The sequence below is a fragment of the Janthinobacterium sp. J1-1 genome (assembly GCF_030944405.1).
In the GTDB taxonomy this organism is placed as follows: Bacteria; Pseudomonadota; Gammaproteobacteria; order Burkholderiales; family Burkholderiaceae_D; genus Janthinobacterium.
Genome location: NZ_CP132339.1, coordinates 4,839,981 through 4,864,081, shown reverse-complemented (window position 1 = coordinate 4,864,081; position 24,101 = coordinate 4,839,981). Strand labels below are relative to the sequence as shown.

26 protein-coding genes are annotated in these 24,101 nt (G+C 66.7%); 14 read left to right on the top strand and 12 right to left on the bottom strand.

The features are described 5' to 3' along the window. Window positions 1-35 precede the first annotated feature (35 nt). The 12 genes from Q8L25_RS22240 to Q8L25_RS22185 all read left to right on the top strand — a co-directional run bounded on the left by Q8L25_RS22240 (window position 36) and on the right by Q8L25_RS22185 (window position 9,844). Window positions 36-353, top strand: a complete 318-nt coding sequence (locus Q8L25_RS22240; RefSeq protein ID WP_308921474.1) for a hypothetical protein — start codon at window positions 36-38, stop codon at window positions 351-353. A gap of 69 nt (window positions 354-422) precedes the next feature. Continuing rightward, window positions 423-1,085, top strand: coding sequence for an ATP-binding cassette domain-containing protein (locus Q8L25_RS22235; protein ID WP_308921473.1), 663 nt, complete (start codon window positions 423-425; stop codon window positions 1,083-1,085). Then, the gene (locus Q8L25_RS22230; protein ID WP_308921472.1) at window positions 1,073-2,278 is read left to right on the top strand and encodes an ABC transporter permease; all 1,206 of its coding nucleotides are present in this window, start codon (window positions 1,073-1,075) and stop codon (window positions 2,276-2,278) included. The genes Q8L25_RS22235 and Q8L25_RS22230 overlap by 13 nt, the downstream gene beginning before the upstream one ends. A gap of 11 nt (window positions 2,279-2,289) precedes the next feature. After that, on the top strand, window positions 2,290-2,781 hold the full coding sequence (locus Q8L25_RS22225; protein ID WP_308921471.1) for a DUF3299 domain-containing protein: 492 nt from the start codon (window positions 2,290-2,292) through the stop codon (window positions 2,779-2,781). Next, complete coding sequence (locus tag Q8L25_RS22220; RefSeq protein ID WP_308921470.1) at window positions 2,778-3,227, top strand: TlpA disulfide reductase family protein; 450 nt, start codon at window positions 2,778-2,780, stop codon at window positions 3,225-3,227. Before Q8L25_RS22225 ends, Q8L25_RS22220 begins: the two co-directional genes overlap by 4 nt. Before the next feature lie 50 nt (window positions 3,228-3,277). Then, window positions 3,278-3,730 carry an Rrf2 family transcriptional regulator gene (locus Q8L25_RS22215; protein WP_308921469.1) on the top strand — a complete coding sequence of 151 codons (453 nt, stop codon included), beginning with the start codon at window positions 3,278-3,280 and terminating at the stop codon, window positions 3,728-3,730. Beyond that, window positions 3,717-4,637, top strand: a complete 921-nt coding sequence (locus Q8L25_RS22210) for an NAD(P)/FAD-dependent oxidoreductase (RefSeq protein ID WP_308921468.1) — start codon at window positions 3,717-3,719, stop codon at window positions 4,635-4,637. Before Q8L25_RS22215 ends, Q8L25_RS22210 begins: the two co-directional genes overlap by 14 nt. A gap of 109 nt (window positions 4,638-4,746) precedes the next feature. After that, entirely contained in the window at window positions 4,747-5,661 is a 915-nt protein-coding gene (gene folE2 / locus Q8L25_RS22205) for a GTP cyclohydrolase FolE2 (protein WP_308921467.1), read from the top strand. A 79-nt stretch (window positions 5,662-5,740) separates the two neighbouring features. Next, window positions 5,741-6,451 (top strand): metal ABC transporter ATP-binding protein, encoded by a 711-nt coding sequence (locus Q8L25_RS22200; RefSeq protein WP_308921466.1) that lies wholly within the window; start codon window positions 5,741-5,743, stop codon window positions 6,449-6,451. Then, window positions 6,441-7,298 (top strand): metal ABC transporter permease, encoded by an 858-nt coding sequence (locus tag Q8L25_RS22195; RefSeq protein ID WP_308921465.1) that lies wholly within the window; start codon window positions 6,441-6,443, stop codon window positions 7,296-7,298. Before Q8L25_RS22200 ends, Q8L25_RS22195 begins: the two co-directional genes overlap by 11 nt. Before the next feature lie 22 nt (window positions 7,299-7,320). After that, on the top strand, window positions 7,321-8,238 hold the full coding sequence (locus Q8L25_RS22190; protein ID WP_308921464.1) for a metal ABC transporter substrate-binding protein: 918 nt from the start codon (window positions 7,321-7,323) through the stop codon (window positions 8,236-8,238). 157 nt (window positions 8,239-8,395) lie between these two features. Further along, window positions 8,396-9,844 (top strand): MFS transporter, encoded by a 1,449-nt coding sequence (locus Q8L25_RS22185; RefSeq protein ID WP_308921463.1) that lies wholly within the window; start codon window positions 8,396-8,398, stop codon window positions 9,842-9,844. Here the strand turns inward: Q8L25_RS22185 and Q8L25_RS22180 are convergent. The 3 genes from Q8L25_RS22180 to Q8L25_RS22170 form a co-directional block, all read right to left on the bottom strand. Further along, window positions 9,841-10,977: an MFS transporter gene (locus Q8L25_RS22180; protein WP_308921462.1), complete on the bottom strand. Its 1,137-nt coding sequence runs from the start codon at window positions 10,975-10,977 to the stop codon at window positions 9,841-9,843. The genes Q8L25_RS22185 and Q8L25_RS22180 overlap by 4 nt on opposite strands. Beyond that, window positions 10,974-12,101: a Gfo/Idh/MocA family oxidoreductase gene (locus Q8L25_RS22175; RefSeq protein WP_308921461.1), complete on the bottom strand. Its 1,128-nt coding sequence runs from the start codon at window positions 12,099-12,101 to the stop codon at window positions 10,974-10,976. The genes Q8L25_RS22180 and Q8L25_RS22175 overlap by 4 nt, the downstream gene beginning before the upstream one ends. Window positions 12,102-12,219: 118 nt before the next feature. Then, the gene (locus Q8L25_RS22170; RefSeq protein WP_308921460.1) at window positions 12,220-12,990 is read right to left on the bottom strand and encodes an SDR family oxidoreductase; all 771 of its coding nucleotides are present in this window, start codon (window positions 12,988-12,990) and stop codon (window positions 12,220-12,222) included. Between the two features lie 123 nt (window positions 12,991-13,113). Here Q8L25_RS22170 and Q8L25_RS22165 point away from each other — a divergent pair, with 123 nt between their 5' ends. Together Q8L25_RS22165 and Q8L25_RS22160 are read left to right on the top strand one after the other, a co-directional pair. Further along, a complete protein-coding gene (locus Q8L25_RS22165; RefSeq protein WP_308921459.1) occupies window positions 13,114-14,037 on the top strand; it encodes a LysR family transcriptional regulator in 924 nt (307 codons plus the stop codon). A gap of 19 nt (window positions 14,038-14,056) precedes the next feature. Further along, entirely contained in the window at window positions 14,057-14,809 is a 753-nt protein-coding gene (locus tag Q8L25_RS22160) for a DUF4303 domain-containing protein (RefSeq protein ID WP_308921458.1), read from the top strand. Between the two features lie 70 nt (window positions 14,810-14,879). Here Q8L25_RS22160 and Q8L25_RS22155 read toward each other — a convergent pair whose 3' ends face one another. From Q8L25_RS22155 to Q8L25_RS22115, 9 genes are all read right to left on the bottom strand, one after another. Continuing rightward, a complete protein-coding gene (locus tag Q8L25_RS22155; protein ID WP_308921457.1) occupies window positions 14,880-16,001 on the bottom strand; it encodes a metallophosphoesterase in 1,122 nt (373 codons plus the stop codon). Window positions 16,002-16,014: 13 nt separating this feature from the next. Then, the gene (locus tag Q8L25_RS22150; protein WP_308921456.1) at window positions 16,015-16,821 is read right to left on the bottom strand and encodes a transporter substrate-binding domain-containing protein; all 807 of its coding nucleotides are present in this window, start codon (window positions 16,819-16,821) and stop codon (window positions 16,015-16,017) included. Next, complete coding sequence (locus Q8L25_RS22145) at window positions 16,808-18,322, bottom strand: response regulator (RefSeq protein WP_308921455.1); 1,515 nt, start codon at window positions 18,320-18,322, stop codon at window positions 16,808-16,810. Before Q8L25_RS22145 ends, Q8L25_RS22150 begins: the two co-directional genes overlap by 14 nt. A gap of 1 nt (window position 18,323) precedes the next feature. Continuing rightward, window positions 18,324-20,147, bottom strand: coding sequence for an ATP-binding protein (locus tag Q8L25_RS22140; protein WP_308921454.1), 1,824 nt, complete (start codon window positions 20,145-20,147; stop codon window positions 18,324-18,326). Continuing rightward, on the bottom strand, window positions 20,144-21,226 hold the full coding sequence (locus tag Q8L25_RS22135; RefSeq protein ID WP_308921453.1) for an ATP-binding protein/SpoIIE family protein phosphatase: 1,083 nt from the start codon (window positions 21,224-21,226) through the stop codon (window positions 20,144-20,146). Before Q8L25_RS22135 ends, Q8L25_RS22140 begins: the two co-directional genes overlap by 4 nt. Then, entirely contained in the window at window positions 21,223-21,636 is a 414-nt protein-coding gene (locus tag Q8L25_RS22130; protein ID WP_308921452.1) for an anti-sigma regulatory factor, read from the bottom strand. The genes Q8L25_RS22135 and Q8L25_RS22130 overlap by 4 nt, the downstream gene beginning before the upstream one ends. A 34-nt stretch (window positions 21,637-21,670) precedes the next feature. Next, window positions 21,671-22,033 (bottom strand): STAS domain-containing protein, encoded by a 363-nt coding sequence (locus Q8L25_RS22125; RefSeq protein ID WP_308921451.1) that lies wholly within the window; start codon window positions 22,031-22,033, stop codon window positions 21,671-21,673. Between the two features lie 7 nt (window positions 22,034-22,040). Next, window positions 22,041-22,919, bottom strand: coding sequence for an STAS domain-containing protein (locus Q8L25_RS22120; RefSeq protein ID WP_308921450.1), 879 nt, complete (start codon window positions 22,917-22,919; stop codon window positions 22,041-22,043). A gap of 176 nt (window positions 22,920-23,095) precedes the next feature. Continuing rightward, a complete protein-coding gene (locus Q8L25_RS22115) occupies window positions 23,096-24,100 on the bottom strand; it encodes an NADP-dependent oxidoreductase (RefSeq protein ID WP_308921449.1) in 1,005 nt (334 codons plus the stop codon). Window position 24,101 lies beyond the last annotated feature (1 nt).

Here is a 24,101-nt window from a genome sequence, read left to right as displayed (position 1 = left end):
ATGCTAGTATACGCAAATCAATTGCGTTTTTGGGCATGCCTGGTCTTATGGTTGCAAACGGTTCCTGGTACAAGCGGTGGCTGGCATGGCTGGTAATGGTCATGCTGGCGCTGCAGCTGTTCGGCCTGGCCCGGCACCATCACGCGCTCGACAGCCACCCGCTTGACTGCGCCAGCTGCTTTGCCGGCAGCGTACCGCCGGCCGACCAGGCTTTGACGCCACCGGCGCTGGTGGTAGTGCGCCTGGCCGGCAGCCATCTTCTTTCTCCCGCTGTGCAGCCGGCCAGCACGGTGCCGCGCAGCTTTCTGATTCCGCATGCGCATGGGCCGCCCGGCCCGGTCTCCTTCCCCTGATACCGCTACCACGACCGCAGGGCGCAAGCCGCCGCTGCGGCCTTGTTGTCATTGCTGATCGAGGCCATTTTGCTGACCATCTCCCAATTGGAGCACCGCTACGGCGGTGTGACCGTACTTTCCGTCCCCTTTTTTGAACTGGCGCGCGGCCAACACGCGCTGCTGCTGGGGCCATCCGGCTCCGGCAAATCGACCCTGCTGCATCTGCTGGGCGCCATCCTGAGCCCGCAGGCGGGGCGCATCGATATCGACGGCGTCGACCTCGCGGCCCTGTCGCCACGCGCCGCCGATGCCTGGCGCGGCCGCCATGTCGGCCTGCTGCCGCAGCAGCTGGCGCTGGTCGCCAGCCTGTGCGTGCGCGACAACGTGCTGCTGCCGGCCTATGCCTGCGGCTTGCCTGCCGATGTCGAGCGCGCCCAGGCGCTGCTGGCCGGCCTCGGCCTGGCCGACAAGGCGCACGCCATGCCGCACCAGTTGAGCGGCGGCCAGCGCCAGCGCGTGGCGATCGCCCGCGCCATGTTCACCCAACCGCGCCTGCTGCTGGCCGACGAACCGACGGCCAATCTTGACGATGCCGCCTGCGCCCAGGTGGCCGCCTTGCTGGCGCGCCAGGCCAGGGAGGCCAACGCTTCGCTGCTGATCGCCAGCCACGATGCGCGCCTGATTGCCGCCTTGCCCGGCGCCGCCGTCTTGCGCCTGCCGGCGCGCGGGGAGTTGCCATGCGCCGCCTGAACGCCGTGACCATGGCGCTGGCCGCGCTGCGCCACAAGCCGCTGGCCACGTGCCTGAACCTGCTGCTGATGGCGATCGGCGTGGCGATGATGACGTTTATTCTGTCCGCCTCCAGCCAGCTGGAAGACGGCGCCATGAAGGACGCCAACGGCATCGACATGGTGGTGGGCGCCAAGGGTTCGCCGCTGCAGCTGATCCTGTCGTCGATCTACCATATCGATATTCCGACCGGCAATATCCCGGCTGCCGCGCAGGCGGAACTGGCGGCCAATCCGCTGGTGGCCGAGGCGATCCCGCTGGCGCTCGGCGACAGCTACCGGGGCTACCGCATCGTCGGCAGCACCGCCGACTATATCCGCCACTACGGCGGCCAGGCCGCCAGCGGCGTGCCGTTCGGCGGCAGCATGCAGGTGGTGCTGGGCGCCGAAGTGGCACGGCGCACTGGGATTGCCCTGGGCGCCCGCTTTGCCGGTTCGCACGGCCTGGTGGCCGGCGGCGAAGTGCATGCCCATGCGCCGTACACGGTGGTCGGCATCCTGCAGCCGACCGGCACGGTGCTGGACCGGCTGATCGTCACGCCGGTCGCCTCGGTGTGGCGCGTGCACGAAACGGACCCGGACGAACCGCATGCGCACGTGAATGAAGCGGAGCATGAAGTCACGGCGCTGCTGGTGCGCTACGCCTCGCCGCTGGCGGCCATCAGCCTGCCGCGCTGGGTCAACGGCCAGACGCGCTTGCAGGCGGCGCAGCCGGCGCTGGAATCGGCCAAATTGTTCGAGCTGGTGGGCGTGGGCGCCGACGTGCTGCGCGCGATCGCCGCCATCGTGCTGGCGGTGGCCGCGCTGTCGATGTTTGTCGCGCTGTACCACGCGCTGGAAGAGCGCAAGACGGACCTGGCGATCCTGCGGGCACTGGGCGCGCCACCGCGTAAACTTTTGCTGTTGTTGCTGACCCAGGGCCTGGCGCTGGCGCTGGGCGGCGCCATGCTGGGCTGGCTGCTGGGCCACTTTGGGGTGGGCCTGCTGGGCGCATTGATGGAAGGCCAGCAGAACCTGGCGCTGTCGGCCTGGACTATCGACCCGCAGGAAGCGTGGCTGCTGCCGGCCGCCTTGCTGGTCGGCCTGGCCGCGTCAATCTTGCCCGCCGTGCGCGCCTACCGCACCGATATCGCCGCCACCCTGGCGCATTCCTGATTGGAGACATCATGAAATCACTGCTGCTTGTTTTGCTGCTTGCCGCTGGCGCTGTCCACACCGCCGCGCAAGCCGCCAAGGTCACCACGCCGGCCACCGCCGACCATCCACCGTCGTTCTTTGCGCCGCTCGAGGATATTCCCGGCGTGCTGCCCTGGAGCCTGCTGTCGAAGGCCACCACCGTGAAAGCCAAGGGCGGGCGCATGGTGCCGAAATATACGGAGGAAATCAGCGCGCTGGACCAGACGGAAGTCAAGGTACAGGGCTTCATGATGCCCTTGCAGCCGGGGCAGAAGCAGAAGCATTTCCTGCTGACGGTGACCTCGGCCAGCTGCCCGTTCTGCCTGCCCGCCGGGCCGGAAGGGGGGGTCGAAATCAACAGCAAGACACCGGTCAAATTCACGTACGCGCCGATGGTCATGAGCGGCAAGATGACGGTGATGAAAAGCGACTCGATGGGTTTGTACTACCGCATCAATGACGCCAGCCTGGTGGAGCAGTGAGCGCGCTATTGCTGGCGGCGGCGCTGGCGGTGGCACAGCCCAAGCTTGACTTCAAGCTGCCCACGCTCGACGCCAGCCGCGGCGTGACCCTGGCCGCCTTGGCCGGTCCCGTCCTGTTCAACTTCTGGTCCAGCGACTGCCTGCCTTGCGTGCGCGAGCTGCCGCTGCTGCAAGCGCAGTCGCGGCGCTTGCCCGGCTTGCGCTTTGTCGGCATTGCCATCGACAAGGGGACGCGGGCGGCGCCGTTTGCGCGCAGGGCGGGCACGGCGTATCTGCAGCTGGCGGCGCCGGGCCGGCAGGATATGCTGCGCCTGTTCGGCAATCCGCTGGGCGCCTTGCCCTACACGGTGGTGCTCAATCGCGCGCACCAGGTATGCACCACGCGCCTGGGCGCCGTCGATGCGCGGTGGCTGGCAAAGGCGGCGCAGGCCTGCGCCTCTCCCTGATATTTGCAAGTGGTTTGCATTAAAGGATTTTATGTAATATCATTAGTTACATGAAACCAGACAGCAAACTTTCATCGATATTGCATGTGCTATTGCATATGGCGCATGCGGGACGCCCGATGACGTCCGACGAGATGGCCACTTGCCTGGGCACCAACCCGGTGCTGGTGCGGCGCGTGATGGCGGGACTGCGCGAGCGCGGCTACGTGGCGTCGACCAAGGGCCATGGCGGCGGCTGGACCATCAGCTGCGACCTGGCGCAAGTCACCTTGCGCGATATCTACGACGCCGTCGGCGCACCCACCGTGTTCGCCATGGGCAACCGTGTCGAGCAGCCGGGCTGCCTGGTCGAACAGGCCGTCAACCAGTCGCTGGCGACCGCCTTCGATGAAGCCGAAGCCCTGCTGATCGCGCGTCTCGGCGAAGTCAGCCTGGCCGACCTGTCCGCGCGTTTCAGCCAACTGCACGCCAACCACCGGAGACCAGCACATGAAACCATCTGACATTCAAGCACCGTATGACGTCGTCATCATCGGCGGCAGCTACGCGGGCCTGTCCTGCGCCATGCAACTGGGCCGCGCGCGCCGCCGCGTGCTGGTGATCGACGCCGGCCAGCGCCGCAACCGCTACGCCAGCCATTCGCACGGTTTTCTCACGCAGGACGGCCGCGCGCCCGGCGAGATCGCCGCCGACGGCAAGCGCCAGGTGCTCGCTTACCCGACGGTCAGCTGGCGCGAGGGCAGTGCGATGCAGGCCGCGCAAACGGCTGACGGATACGCAGTGACGCTCGACGACGGCAGCACCGTGCAGGCCCTGCGTCTGGTGCTGGCCAGCGGCGTGGTCGACGAACTTCCTCCGGTCGAGGGCTTGCGTGAACGCTGGGGCGCCAGCGTGTTTCACTGCCCGTATTGCCACGGCTATGAACTCGGCCAGGGCCGCATCGGCGTGATCGCCACCGGACCGCTGTCGATGCACCACGCGCTGATGCTGCCCGACTGGGGCACGGTGACGTTTTTCCTCAATGGCGCGTTCGAGCCCGATGCGGCGCAGCTGGCCGAACTGGCGCGGCGCGGCAGCACGGTCGAGCCCACCCCGATCGCGCGTATCGCCGGCGTGGCCGACGTGGTGCTGGCCGATGACGGTACGCACGCCATGGCCGGCCTGTTCGTGGCGCCCCGCACGCGGCAGGCCAGCCCGCTGGCCGAACAGCTGGGCTGCGCGATCGATGAAGGGCCGATGGGTCCCGTGGTGCGCACCGACGAGATGAAGTCCACCAGCGTCGCCGGCGTGTTCTGCTGCGGCGACGCGGGCCGCGCGGCCGGCAATGTGGCGTTTGCCGTGGCCGACGGCGCCATGGCCGGCGTGGCGGCGCACCGCTCGCTGATGTTCGGGCTGGCGCCAGCGGCCTGACAGCGCGCTTGACCCTACGGTTTGCCGGGGTTTGATTGCCGTTCCGGCCAGGATGCCTTAAAATCATAAAATGCAATTGACTTGCATTAATAATGAGCTCAAGGATGCCATGAACGACCGTTTGCCTGATGTGGCATTGCACCACACTCCCGCCGCGCTGGCGCCGCTCGACTGGGTCGGCATGCAGGACATCGCCCTGCCTGTGCTGATCGAGGAAGAGGGCGCCGCCGGCGCCGGCCTGATCGCGGCGCGCGCCGATCTCCATGTCGACCTGCCGTCGCCACAGGTCAAGGGCATCCATATGTCGCGCCTGTATCTGCTGCTCGACGCCTGGGCGGGAAAGACAGGCGTGGACGGCGCGGGACTTTCCTCGCTATTGCACAGCGTGGTGGCCAGCCATGCCGATTGCGGCGCCACCGGCGCGCGCCTGGCGCTGCGGTTCGAGCTGCTGTGCCGGCGCGGCGCGCTGGTGACCGAAAGTCTCGCCGGCTGGAAGGCGTATCCGGCAACCATCGATGCCGTCTGGCGCGCCGGCGTGCTGGAACTGCATGCCGGCGTGACGGTGGCGTATTCCTCGACCTGCCCATGTTCGGCGGCGCTGTCGCGCCAGTTGCTGGCGCAAGCTTTTGAACAGCGCTTCGGCAGCCAGGTGGTGCTCAAACCCGTCGATGCGCAGGCCTGGCTGCTGGAACACGGCAGCCTGGCCACGCCGCACAGCCAGCGCAGCCTGGCCGAGGTAAGGGTGCGCCTGGCGCCGAATGCGCCCTTGCGCCTGCTGGCCCTGATCGACCTGATTGAAACCGCCCTGGCCACGCCCGTGCAGACAGCCGTCAAGCGGGCCGACGAACAGGCGTTTGCCCGCCTCAATGGCGGCAACCTGATGTATGTGGAAGACGCGGCGCGGCGTTTGCGCCTGGCGCTGGACGGCCACTACCTGGCGGCGCAAGTGACGGTGCGCCACCTGGAAAGCCTGCACGCGCACGACGCGGTGGCGTTTGCCTCGCTGGCCCAGGCCGGCGCATGAGCGGCGGCGTGTTTTCCTGGCCGGCCTGGCTGCGCATGCTGGCCGTGCTGCCCGCCTGCGTGGTGCTGTGGCTGGCTGTGTGCTGGGCCCTGGCGTGAGCGCGCTGGCCAGCGTGCGCCAGCTGTCGGTGCGCTATCAGGGCACCGAAGCGCTGAGCGGCATCGACGGGCAGTTCGAACGGGGCGGTTTGTACGCGGTGGTGGGGGCGAATGGCGCCGGCAAGAGCACCTTGCTCAAAGCCATGCTGGGCCTGGTGCCGCTGGCCGGCGGCACGGTGGAACTGCACCTGCCACGCGCGCGCATCGCCTATCTGCCGCAACAGTGCGAGATCGAACGGGACTTTCCCATGCTGGCGCGCGACTGCGTGCTGCTGGGCGCCTGGCAGCGCGTGGGGCTGTTTGCGCGCGTGACCGGCGAGCTCCAGGCGCGCGTGGACCAGGCGCTGGCCGCCGTCGGCATGGCGCAGCTGGCGCACCGCCCCATAGGCGCGCTGTCGGCCGGCCAGTTCCAGCGCCTGCTGTTCGCGCGCCTGATGGTGCAGGACGCCGAACTGCTGCTGCTCGACGAACCGTTCAACGCCATCGATGCGGCCACCACCGCGCTGCTGCTGTCATTGATCCACGATTGGCACGAGCAGGGCCGCACGGTGGTGGCCGTGCTGCACGACCACGCCCAGGTGCGGGCGCATTTTCCGCAGGCGGTGCTGCTGGCGCGCCGCCTGGTGGCCTGGGGCGACACGGCCCGGGTGCTGGGCGCGGACCATCTTGCGCGGGCACGCGATGATGCTTGACCTGCTGGCCGGACCATTTGTCGAATTTGCCTTCATGCGCCGCGCGCTCGTGGCGGTCGTCGCGCTGGCGCTGGGCGCGGCGCCGCTCGGCGTGCTGCTGACACTGCGCCGATTGAGCCTGGTGGGCGATGCACTGAGCCACGCCGTGCTGCCCGGCGTGGCGCTGGGCTTCCTGTTTTTCGGCCTGTCGCTGACCGCTTTGAGCATCGGCGGCGTGCTGGCCGGCATGCTGGTGGTGGGTGCTGCCGCGCTGGTCAGCCGCCATACGCGCATCGCCGAAGACGCCAGCCTGGCCGCCCTGTACCTGGTGGCGCTGGCGCTGGGCGTGATGCTAATCTCGCTGCAAGGCTCGCAGATCGACCTGCTGCACATCCTGTTCGGCAATGTGCTGGGCGTCGACCGCGACGGCCTGCTGCTGGTGGCGAGTGTCGCCAGCGCCACCTTGCTGCTGCTGGCATTGATGTACCGCGGCCTGCTGCTGGAAAGTTTCGATCCCGCTTTCCTGGCGGCCGCGCGGGGCAATCGTACCTGGTTCCAGCAGCTGTTTCTGATGCTGGTGGTGGTCAACCTGGTGGCTGCCTTCCAGACCCTGGGCACCCTGATGGCGGTGGGCCTGATGATGCTGCCGGCCATCTCGGCGCGGCTGTGGCACCACAGCCTGCCGGCGCAGCTGGTGCATGCGGCCTGCCAGGCCATGCTGGCCGGCGTGGCGGGACTGCTTCTTTCCTATTACGCGGCGCTGCCGTCCGGCCCCGCGATCATTGTCTGCGCCGGATTGCTGTATGGCGGCTCGCTGCTGCTGTCGCCGCGTGGCGTCCTGGCCGCGCTGCGCCGCGCCCGTACCTGATTTTCTACTGTGGAGTTTAGTCATGTCTCGTCTGAATAAAAGCGCCGTGCTGGCCATCGTGCTGGCACTGTTTGCGCAGCGCGCTGCCGCCGAAAAACTGCCGGTGGTGGCCAGCTTCAGCATCCTGGCCGACCTGGTCAAGGTGGTGGGCGGCGAACGCGTCGCCGTGACATCCCTGGTGGGGCCGGACGCCGACGCCCATGTGTTCGACCCCACGCCGAAGGACGCGGTGCGCATCGCGCGCGCCAGGCTGGTGGTCGTCAACGGCCTCGGTTTCGAAGGCTGGCAGCAGCGTTTGCTGCAGGCGGCCCGCTACCAGGGCGAAGTGGTGGTGGCGTCCACCGGTGTCAGGCCGCGCGGCCATGAGCATCAAGGTGAACATGCGCAGGGCCACGAGCACGGCCACCTCGATCCGCACGCCTGGCAGGACCCGCAAAACGTGATGCTGTATGTCGCCAATATCGCCGCCGCCCTGGCGCGCGTCGACCCGAAAGGCGCGGCGACGTACCGCGCCAATGCGGCAAGTTATCAGGTGGTGCTGCGCGAACTGGACGCCTGGGCCGGCGCGCGCTTCGCGCGCATTCCCGTCAGCCGGCGGCGCGCCGTCACCGCGCACGCGGCGTTTGATTACCTGGCCGCGCGCTATGGCCTGCGCCTGTCGGCGCTGCAGACGCTGTCGACCGAAAGCGAACCGAGCGCCCGCGCCATGGGCGAGCTGGTGCGGCGCATGCGCGCCGACGGCACGGCGGCCGTGTTTGCCGAAAACCTGCACAACGCGCGCCTGCTGCGCCAGCTGGCGGGCGAGGCCGGCGTGACGGTGGGCGGCAAGCTGTATTCGGACGCCTTGTCCGCGCCGCGCGGCCCGGCGCCGACTTATCTGGCGCTGATGCGCTACAACGTCGACCAGCTGGCACGCGGCATGCAAGGCAATCCGCGCTAGAACACCTAACTAACCTACTGCGCGTCGCGATTTGCGGCCTCCGATGCTCACTGTGCATTCGCACAGCTCCGCGTCTCGGCCACAACTCACTGCCGCTCGCTACGATTTGTTAGTTATTCTTAGGCGATAATGGTGCCTGGACTTTTCAGGAATCCCCATGAATGCTCAAGCGGCCGCACCGGCCAATCAATCTGCCGATGCGCGCAAGGCGCGCTGGATCGCGCTGCTGGTGGCGGGTGCCTTTTTCATGGAAAACCTCGACGGCACCGTGATCACCACCGCCGTGCCCGACATCGCCAGGTCATTCGGCGTGGCGCCGCTGGACCTCAATATCGGCGTCAGCGCCTATCTGCTGACCCTGGGCGTGTTCATTCCCATCAGCGGCTGGGTGGCCGACCGCTTTGGCGCCCGCAAGGTGTTCGCGGCCGCGCTGGCGCTGTTTACCATCGCCTCGGTCTTGTGCGGCATGGCCGACGGCCTGCTGGAATTCGTGCTGCTGCGCGCGCTGCAAGGCGTGGGTGGCGCCATGATGGTGCCGGTCGGGCGCCTGGTGGTCCTGAAAAGCACGCCCAAGGACAAGCTCATTTCCGTGATCGCCACCCTGACCTGGCCGGCGCTGGTGGCGCCCGTGCTGGGGCCGCCGCTGGGCGGTTTCATTACCAGCTACAGTTCCTGGCGCTGGATTTTTTATCTCAATCTGCCATTGGGCCTGCTGGCGCTGTTCTTTGCCTGGCGGCTGATTCCCGATCACCAGGCGACCGAGCGCAAGCCTTTTGATGCGGTGGGTTTCCTGTACGCGGGCGGCGCGCTGCTGTCCCTGACCTGGGCCGCGGAAGAACTGAGCCGGCCCGATGCGCCCTGGAGCGAGGCGGGCCTGTTCTTTGCGCTCGGCGCGCTGCTGGGCTATCTGGCCGTGCGCCATCTGCGCCAGGCCGAACATCCGCTGATCGACTTGCGTACGCTGGGTACGCCCACCTTTGCCGTCGCCATCTACGGTGGCTCGCTGTTCCGCATGGCGATCGGCGCCGTGCCGTTTTTGCTGCCGCTGCTGTTCCAGGTCGGCTTCGGCCTGAACGCTTTCCACTCGGGCATGCTGGTGATCGCGGTGTTTGCGGGGAATTTGATGATGAAGCCGGCCACCACCGGCATCCTGCGCCGCTTCGGTTTCAAGCCGGTGCTGCTGGTCAATGGCGCCATCAATGTGCTGTCCTTGCTGGCCTGCGCCTTTCTGACGCCCGCGACCCCCATCTGGCTGATCGCCCTGGTCCTGTTTGTCGGCGGCCTGACGCGGTCGATGCAGTTCACGGCCTATAACACCATCGCCTTTGCCGACATGGCGCAGGCGCGCATGGCCGCCGCCAATACCCTGTTCAGCACCGCCTTCCAGGTCGCCATGGGCCTGGGCGTGGCGCTGGGCGCGCTCGGCGTGCGGCTCGGCCACTGGCTGGCGCAGACGGCCGGCATCGGGCAAATGCCGGCCGCCGAATTCCGCCTCGCCTTCGTGCTGGTGGCGCTGGTCAGCCTGCTGGGGCTGATCGATACCTGGCGTTTGCAAGCCGGTTCCGGCGACCATCTGTCGAACAAGGCGCCGGCCCGCCAGCCTTAGCTGGCGCTGGCGTTGGTCCAGTAATGGCGCCGCCGCGTGTTCCAGACGATCAGCAGCGCCGCCAGCAGGATGGCGGTGGCCGCAAACGAAAACGAATGCGGCCCGAATTGCTGCAGCAGCGTGCCGCCGGCAAAGATGGCCAGGTTCCACACCGTGGTCATCATCGACTGGGCCACGTCCTGGCCGGGTCCGGCGGCGTTGGCCAGCGAGGTGACGAACAGGGTCGCCGCGCCACCGAAGGCAAGGCCCCATACGCCGACCGCCAGGCAGGCTGCCGTTGCCGATTCCGGCAACACGGCCAGCAGCACGCAGGCCGACAGGAACAGCACCATGCTGGCGGTCACCAATTGCCGCAGCCAGCGGTCGATCAGCGCGCCAACCAGCAGCAGGCCGGCCAGCGCCGTGCCACCAAACAGCATCAGCAGGAAATCGATGCGCGGCGCCAGCCTGGCCAGCGTCGCCAGCGGCGCAATATAGGTGTACAGGATATTGTGGGCAAGTACATACAGCAGCATGGCGCCCATGATGGGGCGCACGCCCGGCATGACGAACACCGAGGCGATGCGCTGGCGCCGCGCTGCCGGTTCCGCAGGGCAGGCCGGCAGTTTGAACATGATCCAGGCCATCAGCAAGCCCGCCACGATGCTCAGCAAGCCGAAGGTCAGGCGCCAGCCCACCAGGTTGCCGACAAAGGTGCCGGCCATGGCGATGGCGATCGCCTTGCCTTTCTGCGCGGCCGGCACCATGCGCGCCGCATAGCCGACCATCATGGCCCACGCCAGGCCCGCCGCCACGCCGCCGAGAAAGCGCGCCACGAAAATCAGCGGCAGGCTGGTTGACAGCGCCGTGACGGTATTGACGATGGTGAAGCCGCCGATGGCGGCCAGCAGCAAGGTGCGGCGGCCCACGCCCTGGGTCGCGCTGGCGAGCGGAATGGCGGCCAGCACGGAACCGAGCGCATACACGCTGATCAGCTGCCCCATCACGGCTTGCGAGCTGTCCAGGCTCGCCGCAAGCTGGGGCAGCAGGCCGGCCGGCAGCACCTCGGTCAGGATAATGATAAAGCTGGCCGTCGTCAGCGCCAGCAGCGAAGACAGGGGCAAGGGAGGGTTGGCAAGGCTTTTGTCCGTCATGGAGTCTTCACAGTTGGCACAGCCGTGCGCACGCCGGTGCGATCCGACTCAAGGATAAGGTCGATCACTTCATGCATGTTCACGGCGTCGCGGAAAGCTGGCGCCAGTTGCGTGCCGTCACGGCGGTCGCGTGCATGGGCTGCGTACAGATGCGCCAGTTCGGCGGTGCTGCCGCCCAGCTCATGCGCCGGCAGCCAGTCGTACTTGGCCGGCACCGGCAGCGCCTGCAATGGCTGGGCGTCGCCCCTGGCGCCTTCGATCAGGTTGACCGGCGGGCCGAAACAGGTGCTGTTGCTGATTTTCAGATCGCCTTCGGTGCCGGTCAGGTCGATCTGCAGGCCGAAATTGTTGCGCTTGCCCGCCTCGAGCTGGACCGAGAGCACGGCGCCATTGGCAAACACGCCGTGCAGCAAGATCTGGTCCGGCGTGGTGTGGGGGATCAGTTCGTCACTGCCGTCGATGGCGACCTGCTTGATCTGGTTGGCGGTCAGCGCGTTGAACTGGCGCGGAAAGCCGAAGTGCGCAAACAGGATGTCGAGAAAGTGGCCGCCGAAAATGGGCAGCAGATCCGAGAAGTTTTCAGGCGGGACGGTGTAGGCGAGGTAACTGGCGCGCTGCGCGCCGAACGATTCGACGCTGACGTGCATGCGCACCGAGCGCAATTGGCCGATATAGCCCTCGGCCAGCAAGTCGCTGACGTAGCGGTAGCCCGGCGCCAGCCGGCGCTGCAGGCCAACGATATTGCGCACGCCTGCCTGTTCGGCCAGTTGCGCCAGTTCGGCCGAGACGGCCGTGCTGGTGGTGAGCGGCCATTCGCAATACACATCCTTGCCGGCCGCGATGGCGGCGCGGATGCCCGCCTCGTGCTGCGGCGCCTGGTTCAGCACCAGCACCAGGTCCACCTCGGGGTGGTTCACCAGTTCGTCCAGCGACGTGACGGCGTGCGCGATTCCGTGGCTTGCGGCGACGCGCGCGGCTTTTTCCGCGCTGCGGCTGAAGACGGCGGTAATCAGGTATTGCGGCAGCTGCTTGAGTGCCGGGATATGGCCATATTCGGCCCAGGTGCCGGCGCCGATAATGCCGACGCGGATCGGTGCTGCTGCGTTGCGGAGGGTGTCATTCATGGGGGTATTTCCTGTTCAGATACTGTGTTGCTGATGTGGATGAAAGCGTTAACGACGGCAAGCGCACGGCGGGAACGCGGTGCGCTTGCTGGTCACGGCACGGGGCCGTGGCGGGAAATCAGGCAGCGAAGCCGCCGTCGATTTTCAAGCCGGCACCGGTCACGAACGCCGCTTCCTCGCTGGCCAGGTAAGCCACCATGCCGGCGATTTCCTCGCCCGTGCCGTGGCGGGGCAGGGCCATCAGGCCGTGCATCAGGTCGGCAAAGTCGCCGGTGGGCGGATTCATGTCGGTGGCGACCGGGCCAGGTTCCACATTGTTGATGGTGATGCCGCGCGGACCCAGGTCGCGTGACAGGCCTTGCGTCAGGCCCGACAGCGCCGATTTGCTCATGGCGTAGGCGGCCGCGCCGGCAAACGGCATGCGGTGCGCATTGGTGCTGCCGATATTGATGATGCGCCCGCCCGACGGCATCAGCGGCACGGCCGCCTTGATGGCAACAAACACGGCGCGCACATTGACGGCCAGCGTCTTGTCAAAGTCTTCCAGTGAAAAATCGTCGATGGCGCCAGGCACGAAGACACCGGCGTTATTGACCAGGATATCGAGCTTGCCGGTCAATTTTGCCGCCTCGGTGACGGCCGCCGACAGGGCTTGCGCATCGGCCGCATCCGCTTTCACCGCCTGCGCCTGGCCACCGTCCGCCCGCACGGCAGCGGCCAGCGCTTCGGCTTCATTGCTCGAGCTTTGATAGGTGAACACGACATGGGCGCCCTGGCGCGCCAGGCGGCGCACGATGGCGGCGCCGATGCCGCGCGAGCCGCCGGTGACAAAGGCGGTTTTGCCGGCAAATGACAGGGGCAGGGCGGTGGTGGTGTTGGTAGCAGTCATGATGGGCTTTCAAAGAGTGGGTGAGGAGTAGCCAGTATCTGCTTGTTGCTTCTTGTGCGCTAGCCGGTAATGGCGACAATCACTTTCAACCATCAGTATCAACTGAGCAGGTAGAATGGCGGCATGGAAGCGCTCAATCATTTGCAATCATTCGTGCTGTCGGCCGAGGCCGGCAGCTTTTCCGCGGCCGCGCGCCGCCTGGGGCTCACGCCCGCCGCCGTCAGCAAGAACGTGGCGCGCCTGGAGGCCAGCCTGGGTCTGCGCCTGTTCCAGCGCAGCACGCGCAAGCTGACCCTGACCGAAGGGGGCGAGCGTTTCCTGCAGCAGATCAGTGGCGCGCTGGCCACCTTGCATGAGGCGATCGCCGACGTCAGCGAGGAAGGCGGCCAGCCGGCCGGCATCCTGAAAATCAGCCTGGCGCCATCGTTCGGCCGCAGCTATGTGGTGCCGCTGCTGGCCGAATTCGTCCGCCGCTATCCGGGCGTGATTCCCGACTGCCATTTCGACAACCGCCAGGTGGACATGGTCGGCGAGGGCTTTGACGTGGCCATCGGCGGCGGCATCGAGCTGACGCCGGGCGTGGTGGCGCGCGAACTGGGCCACGCGCATATCGTCGCCACGGCGTCGCCGGATTTCATGCGCGGCAAGGCCATGCCCACACATCCGTCCGAGCTGGCGCAATGGGACGGCGTGATACGCCGCTCGGCCGGCAGCGGGCGCCTGCGCAGCTGGGTGCTGCACGATGGCCGTGGCGGCGAAGGCGTGGCCGAATGCCGGCCGCGCGCCATCTTCGACGACCCGGAAGCGATGGCGATGGCGGCCATCGACGGCGTCGGCGTGGCCCTGCTGCCGATGCCGCATGCGCTGGCGCATTTGCGCAGCGGCGCCCTGATCCGCCTGCTGCCCGGCTGGCGCGCCGACTCCGGCCCCTTGTCGCTATACTATCCCGGCAAGAAACTGCTGCCCGCCAAGACACGCGTCTTCGTCGACTACCTGCTGGAGCAGTTCCGCCAGCAGGATTTTGCGGCGCAGATAACCCCGGATTAATATAAGGACACGCCATCGCATGAGCAGCAACTACAGCCTGTTTTACCGTTACGACGGCGCGGCGCCCGCGCAGTTTCGCGAAGTACGCGTATTTGATGCCACCGTCTGGAGCGCGGAAGGCGCGGCCATGACCTGGGGCGAGGAAACCCGCACCGCGCATGCCGGTGCCGAGGAAGCGCAAGCCGCGTATGCCGCCTTCTGTGCGGCGGCGCTGGCCGACGGCTACATGCTGGCGCGCGCCAGCGTGATCGACCCCGCCGTATTCGATGCGCCGCTGCTGCAAACCTTGCTCGTCACCGCCACGCGCCAGGCCGTGACGGCTTTGCGCGCCGCCCACCCCGGCCAGCATTTCAACGCATATGCCTTGCTGAGCGACGACAGCGCCATGACCATTTCGCTGCTGGCCAACAGCCGCGAAGCGCTGGCCACCGCCGAAGACGAGGACGAGATGCTGTGGAATCCCGGCGAATGGCAGTTCGACGAGGGCGGCGCGTATTTCGACAGCGCTTATCGCCTGCTGCTGCAGGCGCACCGCGAGCTGCCGTTTAGCGTCGAATTCGAGGTATTTCGCGCCAGCGCCTTCGAGGCTTGCATTGCGGCTCTGGAGCTGCTGGCTGCGGAAGGACTGTTTGGCACGGGCGTTGAGCGCGAGGAGACGCTGGTACTGTTCGAGGTCAGCGATAGCGAGCCGCCAGATGGAACTCTGGAGCGGCTCAATGCGCCGGCGATGGTAGCGAAGCTCTGCGAGTGGAAGGCGAGCTGGGACGAGTAAATCGTATTTTTACAACAGAAGCAAAATCTGGGGTCAGACCCCTGCCTTCCCTTGCGTCACTATAAAAATGTTACTTCCCCACCAGCACAATCCGCGTAATCTCCGCCGGCGCCCCCACGCGCTTCGGCGGTCCCCAGTACCCGGTGCCGCGGCTGACATACACCTGCAGCCGGCCGCTGCGGTGCAAACCCGCCACATACGGCTGCTGCAGTGGCACGAACAGATTCCAGGGCCAGAACTGGCCGCCGTGGGTGTGGCCGGACAACTGCAGGTCGAAGCCGGCTGTTTGCGCTGCCGGCGCGCTGCGCGGCTGGTGCGCCAGCAGGATGCGGGGCAGGCCGGTCGGCGCGCCGGCGATGGCCGCTTGCGGGTCGCTGGACTGGGCCGGGTCGAAATGCGCGGCGTTGAAGTCGGTGACGCCGGCCATGACCAGCTGCGCGCCGTCGTGCTCCAGCACCTGGTGTTCATTCATCAGCACCGTCAAGCCCAGGCGCTTGAATTCGGCGACCCAGGGCGCGGCGCCGGAATAGTATTCGTGGTTGCCGGTGACCAGGAAGACGCCATGGCGGGCACGCAGGTCTCCCAGTGGCGCCGTATGCGGGCCCAGCTGCGGCACGGTGCCGTCGACCACGTCGCCGGTGATCGCGATCGCGTCGGCGTCCAGGCTGTTGGCGCGTTTCACCATCGCCTCGACCCAGGCGCGCTTGATGGTGGCGCCGACGTGGATGTCGCTCAGCTGGACGATGGTAAAACCGTGCAGCGCCGGCGGCAGGCCGGCGATGGCGACCTTGACGTCCTTGACACGGGCGATCCTGCGCGCGTTGATGAAACCGGTGACGGTGGCCAGCAGGGCCAGGCACAGCACGGCGATGGCGCTTGCCTGGGCATGCAGGCGCGCCGGCGGGTACAGCATCAGCAGTTCGCGCAGCACGGCCAGCACGAACAGCGAGGAAAAAAAGCCCATGCACAGCGAACCGGCCCAGCTCAGGCGGTCGGCCAGGCGCGTGTCATTGGTGAGGGCGCGCGAAAAAATCGTCATCGGCATCAGCATGGTCGAGGCCAGCAGCACCACGCCGCCCAGCAGCCAGCCGGCCAGGCCGACCGGCAAGGCCGGCAGCAGCAGATAGCCGAGCACGGCGTGCAGGGCGCCCAGGATCATGGTGATGCGTAGCAGGGGTGGGCGCAGGCTCATGGCGGATTGATGGTCAGGGTGTCAGGGCGTCGGGGCCCAGGTAGGATGAAGTGAGGCGCGCAAAGGTGCCGTCCTGGCGCATGCGGGTGAAGGCGCGGTCGAAGGCGGCCGCCAGCGCGGCGGAATGGCCGCTCTTGCGGAAAACCAGATAGGTGTCGAAGCGCGTCAGCGGCGGCGCCACGCGGACAATGCCTGGCAGTTTCAGCTGGCGCAGCGTGTACAGGCCCACATAGCTGTCGGCCAGCACGGCGTCGACGCGGTGCAGGGCCAGCTTCTGGAAGTTGACCGCATCGGTCGGCACTTCGGCCAGGCTCCAGCGCCCGCTGGCAGCGCCGGCCACGATCTCGTCCGGCAGGCGAAAGCCGGCGCGCACGCCGATCACCTTGCCGGCCATGTCCTCCAGGCGGACGGTGGGCGGCGTGGCCTCGGCCTGGCGCACGAACAGCGCATATTCGGTCGGCTGCAGCGCTACCTTGCCGAATTCCAGGTATTGTTCGCGCCGCGCCGTGCGGCTCATGGCGAAGGCGCAATCGACGGTGCCGCCGGGTTTGGCCAGCTCGCTTTCCAGGCGGCGCCAGGGCGTGGCGCGAAACGCGATGGCGATGCCAATCCGGCTGGCCGCCTCGCGCAGCACATCGACGTTCAAGCCTTCGATGCGGCCGTCGTTCTGCATGAAATAGGGTGCGAACAGGTCGTCGTGGCACACCAGGCTGGCCGGCAGCGCGTCGCTTGCAGCAGGTGCGGGCGCGGCCGATGCCAGTGCCGGCAGCGCAAAGCACAGTGCAATGCGAGCGATCGAGCGCAGCCTATCTGCCAACATGCAGCCCCAGGGTGGCCAGCTTGTCGAAATCGACGGGCTTGGCAAAGTGGTCGTTGAAGCCGGCGGCCAGCGCCGCGCGCCGGTCGTGTTCCTGGCCGTAGCCGGTCAGCGCGATCAGCAGGAAGTCTTGCGGGATCGCCAGCTGGCGCAGCTTGCCAGCCACCTCGTGGCCATTGATGTCGGGCAGGCCGATATCGAGGAAGACGATGTCGGGCCTGAATGCAAAGGTGCGTTCGATCGCCTGCGCGCCGGTGTAGGCGGTGCGCACTTCGTGGCCGTCGAGTTCCAGCAGTTCGGCCAGGGTGTCGGCCGCGTCCTCATTGTCGTCGACCACCAGGATGCGCTTGCTGCTGCCGGCCGGCGGCTCGACCGGCGCCACGGCCTGCGGCGCGGCCGTCAGGTCGAGCGGCAGATCGATTTCAAACGTGCTGCCCAGGCCCACGCCGGGGCTTTGCACGGTGACCTGGCCGCCGTGCAGTTCCACCAGCTTGCGCACCAGCGACAGGCCGATGCCCAGGCCGTCCTGCACCCGGTCCGGCGCGTGGCCGCTCTGCTCGAACAGGCCGAAGATGGTGTCGATGCTGGCGGCGGCGATGCCGATGCCGTTGTCCTCCAGGCGGATGCGCACGCGGTCGCCCTCGCGCTCGGCACCGATGCTGATGGCGCCGCCCGGCGCGGTAAACTTGGCCGCGTTGAGCAGCAGGTTGGCGACGATTTGCGACAGGCGCACCGGGTCGCCGTGCACCCACAGTGCTTCCTGCGGCAGCGCCACGCTCAGAGCATGGCCGCGTCCTGTGACAATGTGCGAACTGGTTTCCAGCGCGCTTTTCACGATGCTGGCCAGGCTCACCCGTTCCCACTGCAGCGAGATCTTGCCCTGTGAAATGCGCGACACGTCGAGCAGGTCGTCGACCAGGCGCACCAGGTGGTCGGTATGGCGGCCGATGGTGGCGCGGGCGTTCTCCTGCATCGCCGGCACGTCCGGATCAAGTTTGCGCAGCAGCGCCAGCGCCGTGCGGATCGGGCCCAGCGGATTGCGCAGCTCGTGCGCCAGGGTGGCCAGGAATTCGTCCTTGCGCCGGTCCACCTCGCGCAGTTCGCGCTCCACGCGGCCCAGGCGCAGCAGGGCATTGACGTTGGCGATCAGTTCATCGGGTTCGATCGGCTCGACCAGGTAATTGTCGGCGCCGCCATCGAGCGCGCGGATCTTGTCGGCCGTGCCGATAAAGGAGGCCGACGTCTGCAGCACCAGGATGGTATTGGTGTCGGGGCTGTCCTTCAGCCGGCGGCACACCTCCAGGCCATTGATGTCGGGCAGCTTGACGTCGAGCAGGATCAGGGCCGGACGGTCCCTGGCCGCGCGCAGCAGGGCGTCGCCGCCATTCGACGCCTCGATCACATTGAAGCCGGCGCGCGTGAGGATGCGCGACTTGGCGTAGCGCGCGCCGTCGCTGTCATCGACGTTGAGTATCAGTGCATCGCCATTATTGTACGGAGCCATGCTAGTTCCCAGGTTGAGTTGCCATGCGGCGCGGCGCGTCCTGCATCGCTGCTTGCGTCTTTGCGCCGGCGCCATGCTGTGTCAAGGTGCGCAGGGTCGACAGTAGTTGTGCTTGCAGCAGCGGCTTGATGTAATAGGCATCGGCGCCCAACGCCAGTCCCTTGCGCTCGTCCTCGATTTCGGTAGCGATAATGACAGGTACCTGGCGCCGCAGCGGATCGTTTTTCAGTTCCGCCAGCCAGTGCCAGGAGTTTTCGCCGTGCAGCAGGATGTCGAGAATGACGGCGGCGGGGCGGTCCTGCTCCCACAGCTCGACGGCTTCGCGTACGCTGCGCGCAAACACGGGGCGAAACTCGGTCTCGGCCAGGAATTTTTCGTACAGCAGGCGTATCGATGCGTTGTCTTCGACCACCAGTACCGGGATGCGCTGGTCGTGCGCGGCTGCTTGCGCCGGCTGTGGCGCCGCGTCGCCGCCCGCGCGGGGTGCATGCCGGACCGGCAGGGCAAGCGAAAACACCGAGCCCGCGCCGGGCGTGCTGTCCACGGCGACCTTGCCGTCGAGCAGGGTCGCCAGGTTGCGGCACAGCGGCAGGCCCAGGCCGGTGCCCTTGACCCTGCGCTGCAGGTGGTTTTCCACCTGGCTGAATTCTTCGAAGATGAATTGCTGGTCTTCGGCGCTGATGCCCAGGCCCGTGTCGGACACGGCAAAGCGGATCATGCCTTCCTGCGGCAGCGGCGTGGCGCTGACGATGATGGCGCCCGTTTCGGTGAACTTCAGCGCATTCGAGATGAAGTTGCGCAGGATCTGCGACAGCTTGCCTTCATCGGTATGCATCTCCAGCGCCGGATCGGGGTCGATGAAGGTCAGGTTCAGCGATTCGGACACCAGCAGCGGGCGCAGCATGCCGCGCAGGGCGCTGAACAGGTCGGCCACGTTGAAGGTATTGGCGTGCACGTCGACCTTGCCCGCTTCGATCTTCGCCAGGTCCAGCAGGTCGTTCACCAGGTCGTTCAGGCCGACCGCGCTTTGCAGGATGAACATCACCTGTTTTTCCTGTTCCGTCGACAGCTCGCCGTCGACCCTGTCGATCAGCAGCTTGGCCAGCGCGCGGATGGAACTGAGGGGGGTGCGGAATTCATGGCTCATGTTCGACAAAAAGCGCGACTTCATCTGGTCGGCGCGGCGCAGGTGGTCGGCCTTTTCGTCGAGTTCCGCATACAGCGCCACCACGCCGCGGTTGGTGTCTTCCAGCTCGCGCGTCAGCTGCAGCAGTTCATCCTGGCGCGTCTTCAGTTCGGCCAGGGTCGCCAGCAGCTCATGGTTCTGCTGCTGTACTTCGGACAAGGTGATGTCGGAAGGCAGCGCCTGCAGGCTGCCGGAGAGCGAGCCGATGTTCGGTCCGGTCAGCAGCGGCGCCTCGCGCGGGAAAAACTTTTGCAGCGTGATGTCCGTGCCCTTGCCCGGCACGCTGTGAATATGGAAGCGGTCCATCAGGCGGCGCGCGCCCAGGATGCCCAGGCCCATGCCGGTTTGCGATTCATACTGGCCGGCCAGGATATGGTCGAGCTGGGCGATGCCGGGGCCACGGTCCTCGATGCGGATCGAAAACACCTGCGGCGCCGTGCTGCCCTCGATGGCGAAGTGGATCTTGCCGGTACCGGCGTAGTTCCAGACATTGCGCGCCAGTTCCGACACCGCCGTGGCGATGCGCACCTGGTCCTGCACGCCGAAGCCGCACAGGGCGGCGATCTGGCGCGCCCGCTGGCGCGCGCCCACCACGTCGAGTTCATTGCTGATCACCGCCGTCAGGATGCGCTGGGTCATGCCGCCTCCAGCGCGTCGTGCGCGAGATGCTCGCGCAGTACCACCACGCTGACGTCATCGCGCCCACGCGTAAAATCACGGTACAGCACGGCGGCGATCAGGGCCGGGTGGCAGTGCGACAGGCCCGGGTACTGATCGAGATCCCAGCGCGTATGCAGGCCGTCCGAGTGCATCACCAGCAAGGTGCCGGTTTGCCAGGGATGCTGGAATTCCTGCACCTTGCGCAGATTGCTGCCGACGATGCCGTTATGCGACAGCAGATGCCGGCATTGCCCGGCATCGAAAGTGCAGGCGGCGATATTGCCGACGCCGGCATAGCGCAGTTCGTGCCGTTCGCTGTCGACATGCGCGACCGCCATGGCCGCGCCGCGCGTGCCGCCCAGCGCGGCGTGCGCCAGTTTCAAAAAAGCCCCCGGCATCGGCGCCAGGCCAGGCGCGCTGTTTTCAAGCAGGGCGCTGGCCGTCTCCGACGCCTTTGCCGCATGCGGGCCGTGGCCCAGGCCATCGGCCATCATCAGGCTCAGTTCATGGCCTTCGCACACCACGTTCCAGGCGTCGCCGCTGACTTCCTCGGAAGCCAGGGGCAGGCAGACGGCGCCGATCTGCCAGTCGGGGGCGGCGGGGATGGCGGCGTTGGCGCTCGGGCCCCACACCATCATCATCAGCACCGTGCCCAGGCCGGGCAGGGAATACAGGTCGAATTCCTGGCTCAGGCGGCGGATCGCGCCCAGGCCCACGCCATAGGTGCCGGCCGTCGACTGGCCGTCTTGCATGTATTGGGCCACGTTGCGCATGCCCGGTCCCTTGTCGATGGCCAGCACCTCGATGCCGCTGGCGCCACCGCGCGTGACCTTGCGCAGCAGGATTTCACCGTGGCCGGCGTGCTTGACGATATTGCTGGCCGCTTCGCTGATGACGATCGCCAGCTGGCCGGCACGCACATCGTCGAAGCCGATGCGGCGCGCCAGGGACGTACCGGCACGGCGCGCCGCGGCGATTTCGCTCGGTTCGCCGATGGCAAAGCGCTGTTGCCTGAATGCGTCAGGCGAGAGTGCGGGTACAGGTGTGGCGAGGTTCAAAACAGCTTCCATTTCACGATCGTGACGGTGGTGCCGGCACCGGGTGCGGTGTCGATCTGGAATTCATCGGACAGGCGCTTGGCGCCGCCGAGTCCCAGTCCCAGGCCGCCGCCGCTGGTATAGCCGTCGGACAGCGCCAGCGCGATATCGGTGATGCCGGGACCCTGGTCGCTGAAACTGAGTTCGAGGCCCTGGCGGCTGCCGTCGCGCAAATAATTGATGCGGCCTTCGCCGCCACCGCCATAGCGCAGCACATTGCGCGCCAGTTCGCTGGCGGCCGTGATGTACTTGGTCTGCTCGACCAGGCCGAAACGCATGGCGATCATGCTTTCACGGACCTGCTTGCGCAGCCGTACCACGTCTTCATCCGTATGCAGCGGCAGCACCTGCGCCTGGCCAGGGTCACTCATGGTGCACCCGCGATGGTTGTGCGCCCATGCGCCCTCAACCCCACAGGCTGCCCCGCTCGAGCAGCTTGATCCCCAGTTCCACGTTCAGCGCCGTGCTGACGCCGTCGAGCGTCAGGCCCAGTTCCACCAGCGTGATGGCGACGGCCGGCTGCATGCCGACCACCACCGTGCGCGCGTCGAGGATCTTGGCCATCGCCGCCGTATTGCTGATCATGCGGCCGATAAAGGAGTCGACGATGTCGAGCGCGGAAATGTCGATCAGCACGCCTGTGGCGCGGTCCTTGACGATGCGCGTCGTCAGGTCGTCCTGCAAGGTCATGGCCAGGCGGTCATGCATGTCCACCTGGATCGTGACCAGCAGCAGCCGGCCCATGCGCAAAATGGGAATTCTCTCCATGGACGCCTCAGTATTGTTGCTGCGGGTAGGTAATCGTCGAACCGGTGCGTTTCAGCGCCACCACGAAGGCGTCCGCCAGGGTGGCCTTGGTGATCACGTCTTCCAGGTTGACGCCCAGGTGCACGATGGTTTGCGCGATCTGCGGACGGATGCCGCTGATGATGCAGTCGGCGCCCATCAGGCGCGCGGCGGCGATGGTTTTCAGCAGGTGCTGGGCCACCAGGGTGTCGACCGTCGGCACGCCGGTGATGTCGATGATGGCGATCAGGGCGCCGGTATCGACGATTTTCTGCAGCAGGCTTTCCATCACCACCTGGGTGCGGGCGCTGTCGAGCGTGCCGATCAGGGGCAGGGCCAGCACGTTTTGCCACAGCTGCACCACCGGCGTGGACAGCTCCAGCAATTCCTGCTGCTGGCGCAGGATGACCTGTTCGCGCGCTTTTTGATAGATCTCGATGGTCAAGAGGCCCAGCTTGTCGAACAGGTTGCTGGTATTGACGATGGCGTTACCCAGTTGTTCGGGCGTGCCGCTCAGGGCCGCGCGCAGGTAGCCGAACAGCGGTTCCTTGAGCGAGAAGATGAAGCTGGCCGTGTCGATCGGCGAATAACCCTGGCGCACGCGCGATTGTGAAATCTCGGTCAGCAACTGGCGCGTGTCGTCCCAGGCGCGCGCTTCGATGTCCAAGGAGTCGCTGGACTCCAGCGCGCCGGCCAGCGACGGCAGGAATTGCGCCGCCTGCTGGCGCAGCTCGTTTTCCGCGATCTTGTCACGGCGCATCAGCCGGCCGATCAGGTCGGCCATCCAGCCTTCCAGCAATTGGGTATGGTGTTGGCTGATGATGCTGGCCAGTTGCCTGGCCTGGCCCGCGCCTGTCTCTGTGTTCATGCTTGTCCTTGGCTGATAATGTTTGGTGTGCCGTTCGCCCCGTCAACGCCGCTCGGTAGCGGCGCCGGGACACAGTCTGTCGAGATCGGATTATAGGCTGCACAGGCCGATTTTTGACGCACTCTTGTGTACATTACAGCAAAGGACGAGACTTTTTTACATTCATCCTGAAAAAGTCAGTTTTTCATGGCGATCACCACCTTGCCTTTCGCGCGGCCCATCTCGACGTGGGCCAGCGCCTGCGGCGTTTCGGCGAACGGGAACACGCGCTCGATCACCGGCCGGATCGCGCCCGCGTCGACCAGTGCGGCGATCTGGCGCAGTTGCCCGCCATCGGCCCGCATGAATAAAAAATCATAGTGCACCTGCTGCCGGCGCGCCTTGCGGCGCACGCCGGCGCTCAGCAGGCGCACCACCAGTTTCACGAGCCACGGCGCGCCCAGCTTGTGCGCAAAGGCTGGATCGGGCGGGCCGGAAATCGAGATCAGGCGGCCGCCCGGCTTGAGCACGCCCAGCGACCTGGCCAATGTGGCGCTGTCCTGGCTGTGCAGCACCACGTCGTAATCGCGCAGCATGGTGGCAAAATCGTCCTTGCGGTAATCGATCACCAGGTCGGTGCCCAGTGCCTTCACCCAGGCCGCGTTCGCCGCGCTGGTGGTGGTGGCGATAAATGCGCCCAGGTGCCTGGCCAGCTGGATCGCAAAGCTGCCCACGCCGCCGGAACCGGCCTGGATAAACACTTTTTGCCCCGGTTGCAGCTTGGCGACCTCCACCAGCGCCTGCCAGGCAGTCAGGCCCACCAGCGGCAGCGATGCCGATTCCTCCATCGTCAGACTGGCCGGCTTGCGCGCCAGCGCATGTTCCTTGACGGCGATGCGTTCGGCAAACGCGCCGATGCGCATGTCGCCGGGCCGTGCATAGACCTCATCGCCCACGCTGAAACCGCGGACCCTGGCGCCCATTTGCAGCACCGTGCCGGCCACGTCGTGACCGAGCACCAGCGGCAGCTGGTAGGGCAGGATCAGCTTGAATTCGCCATTCCTGATTTTCGCGTCCAGCAGGTTGACGCCGGCCGCATGGACCTGCACCAGTACTTCATCGTCGGCCAGCACCGGTTCGGCGATATCGGCCAGGCGCAGCCGCTGTTGTTTTCCATACGCTTCGAGCAGATAGGCTTGCATG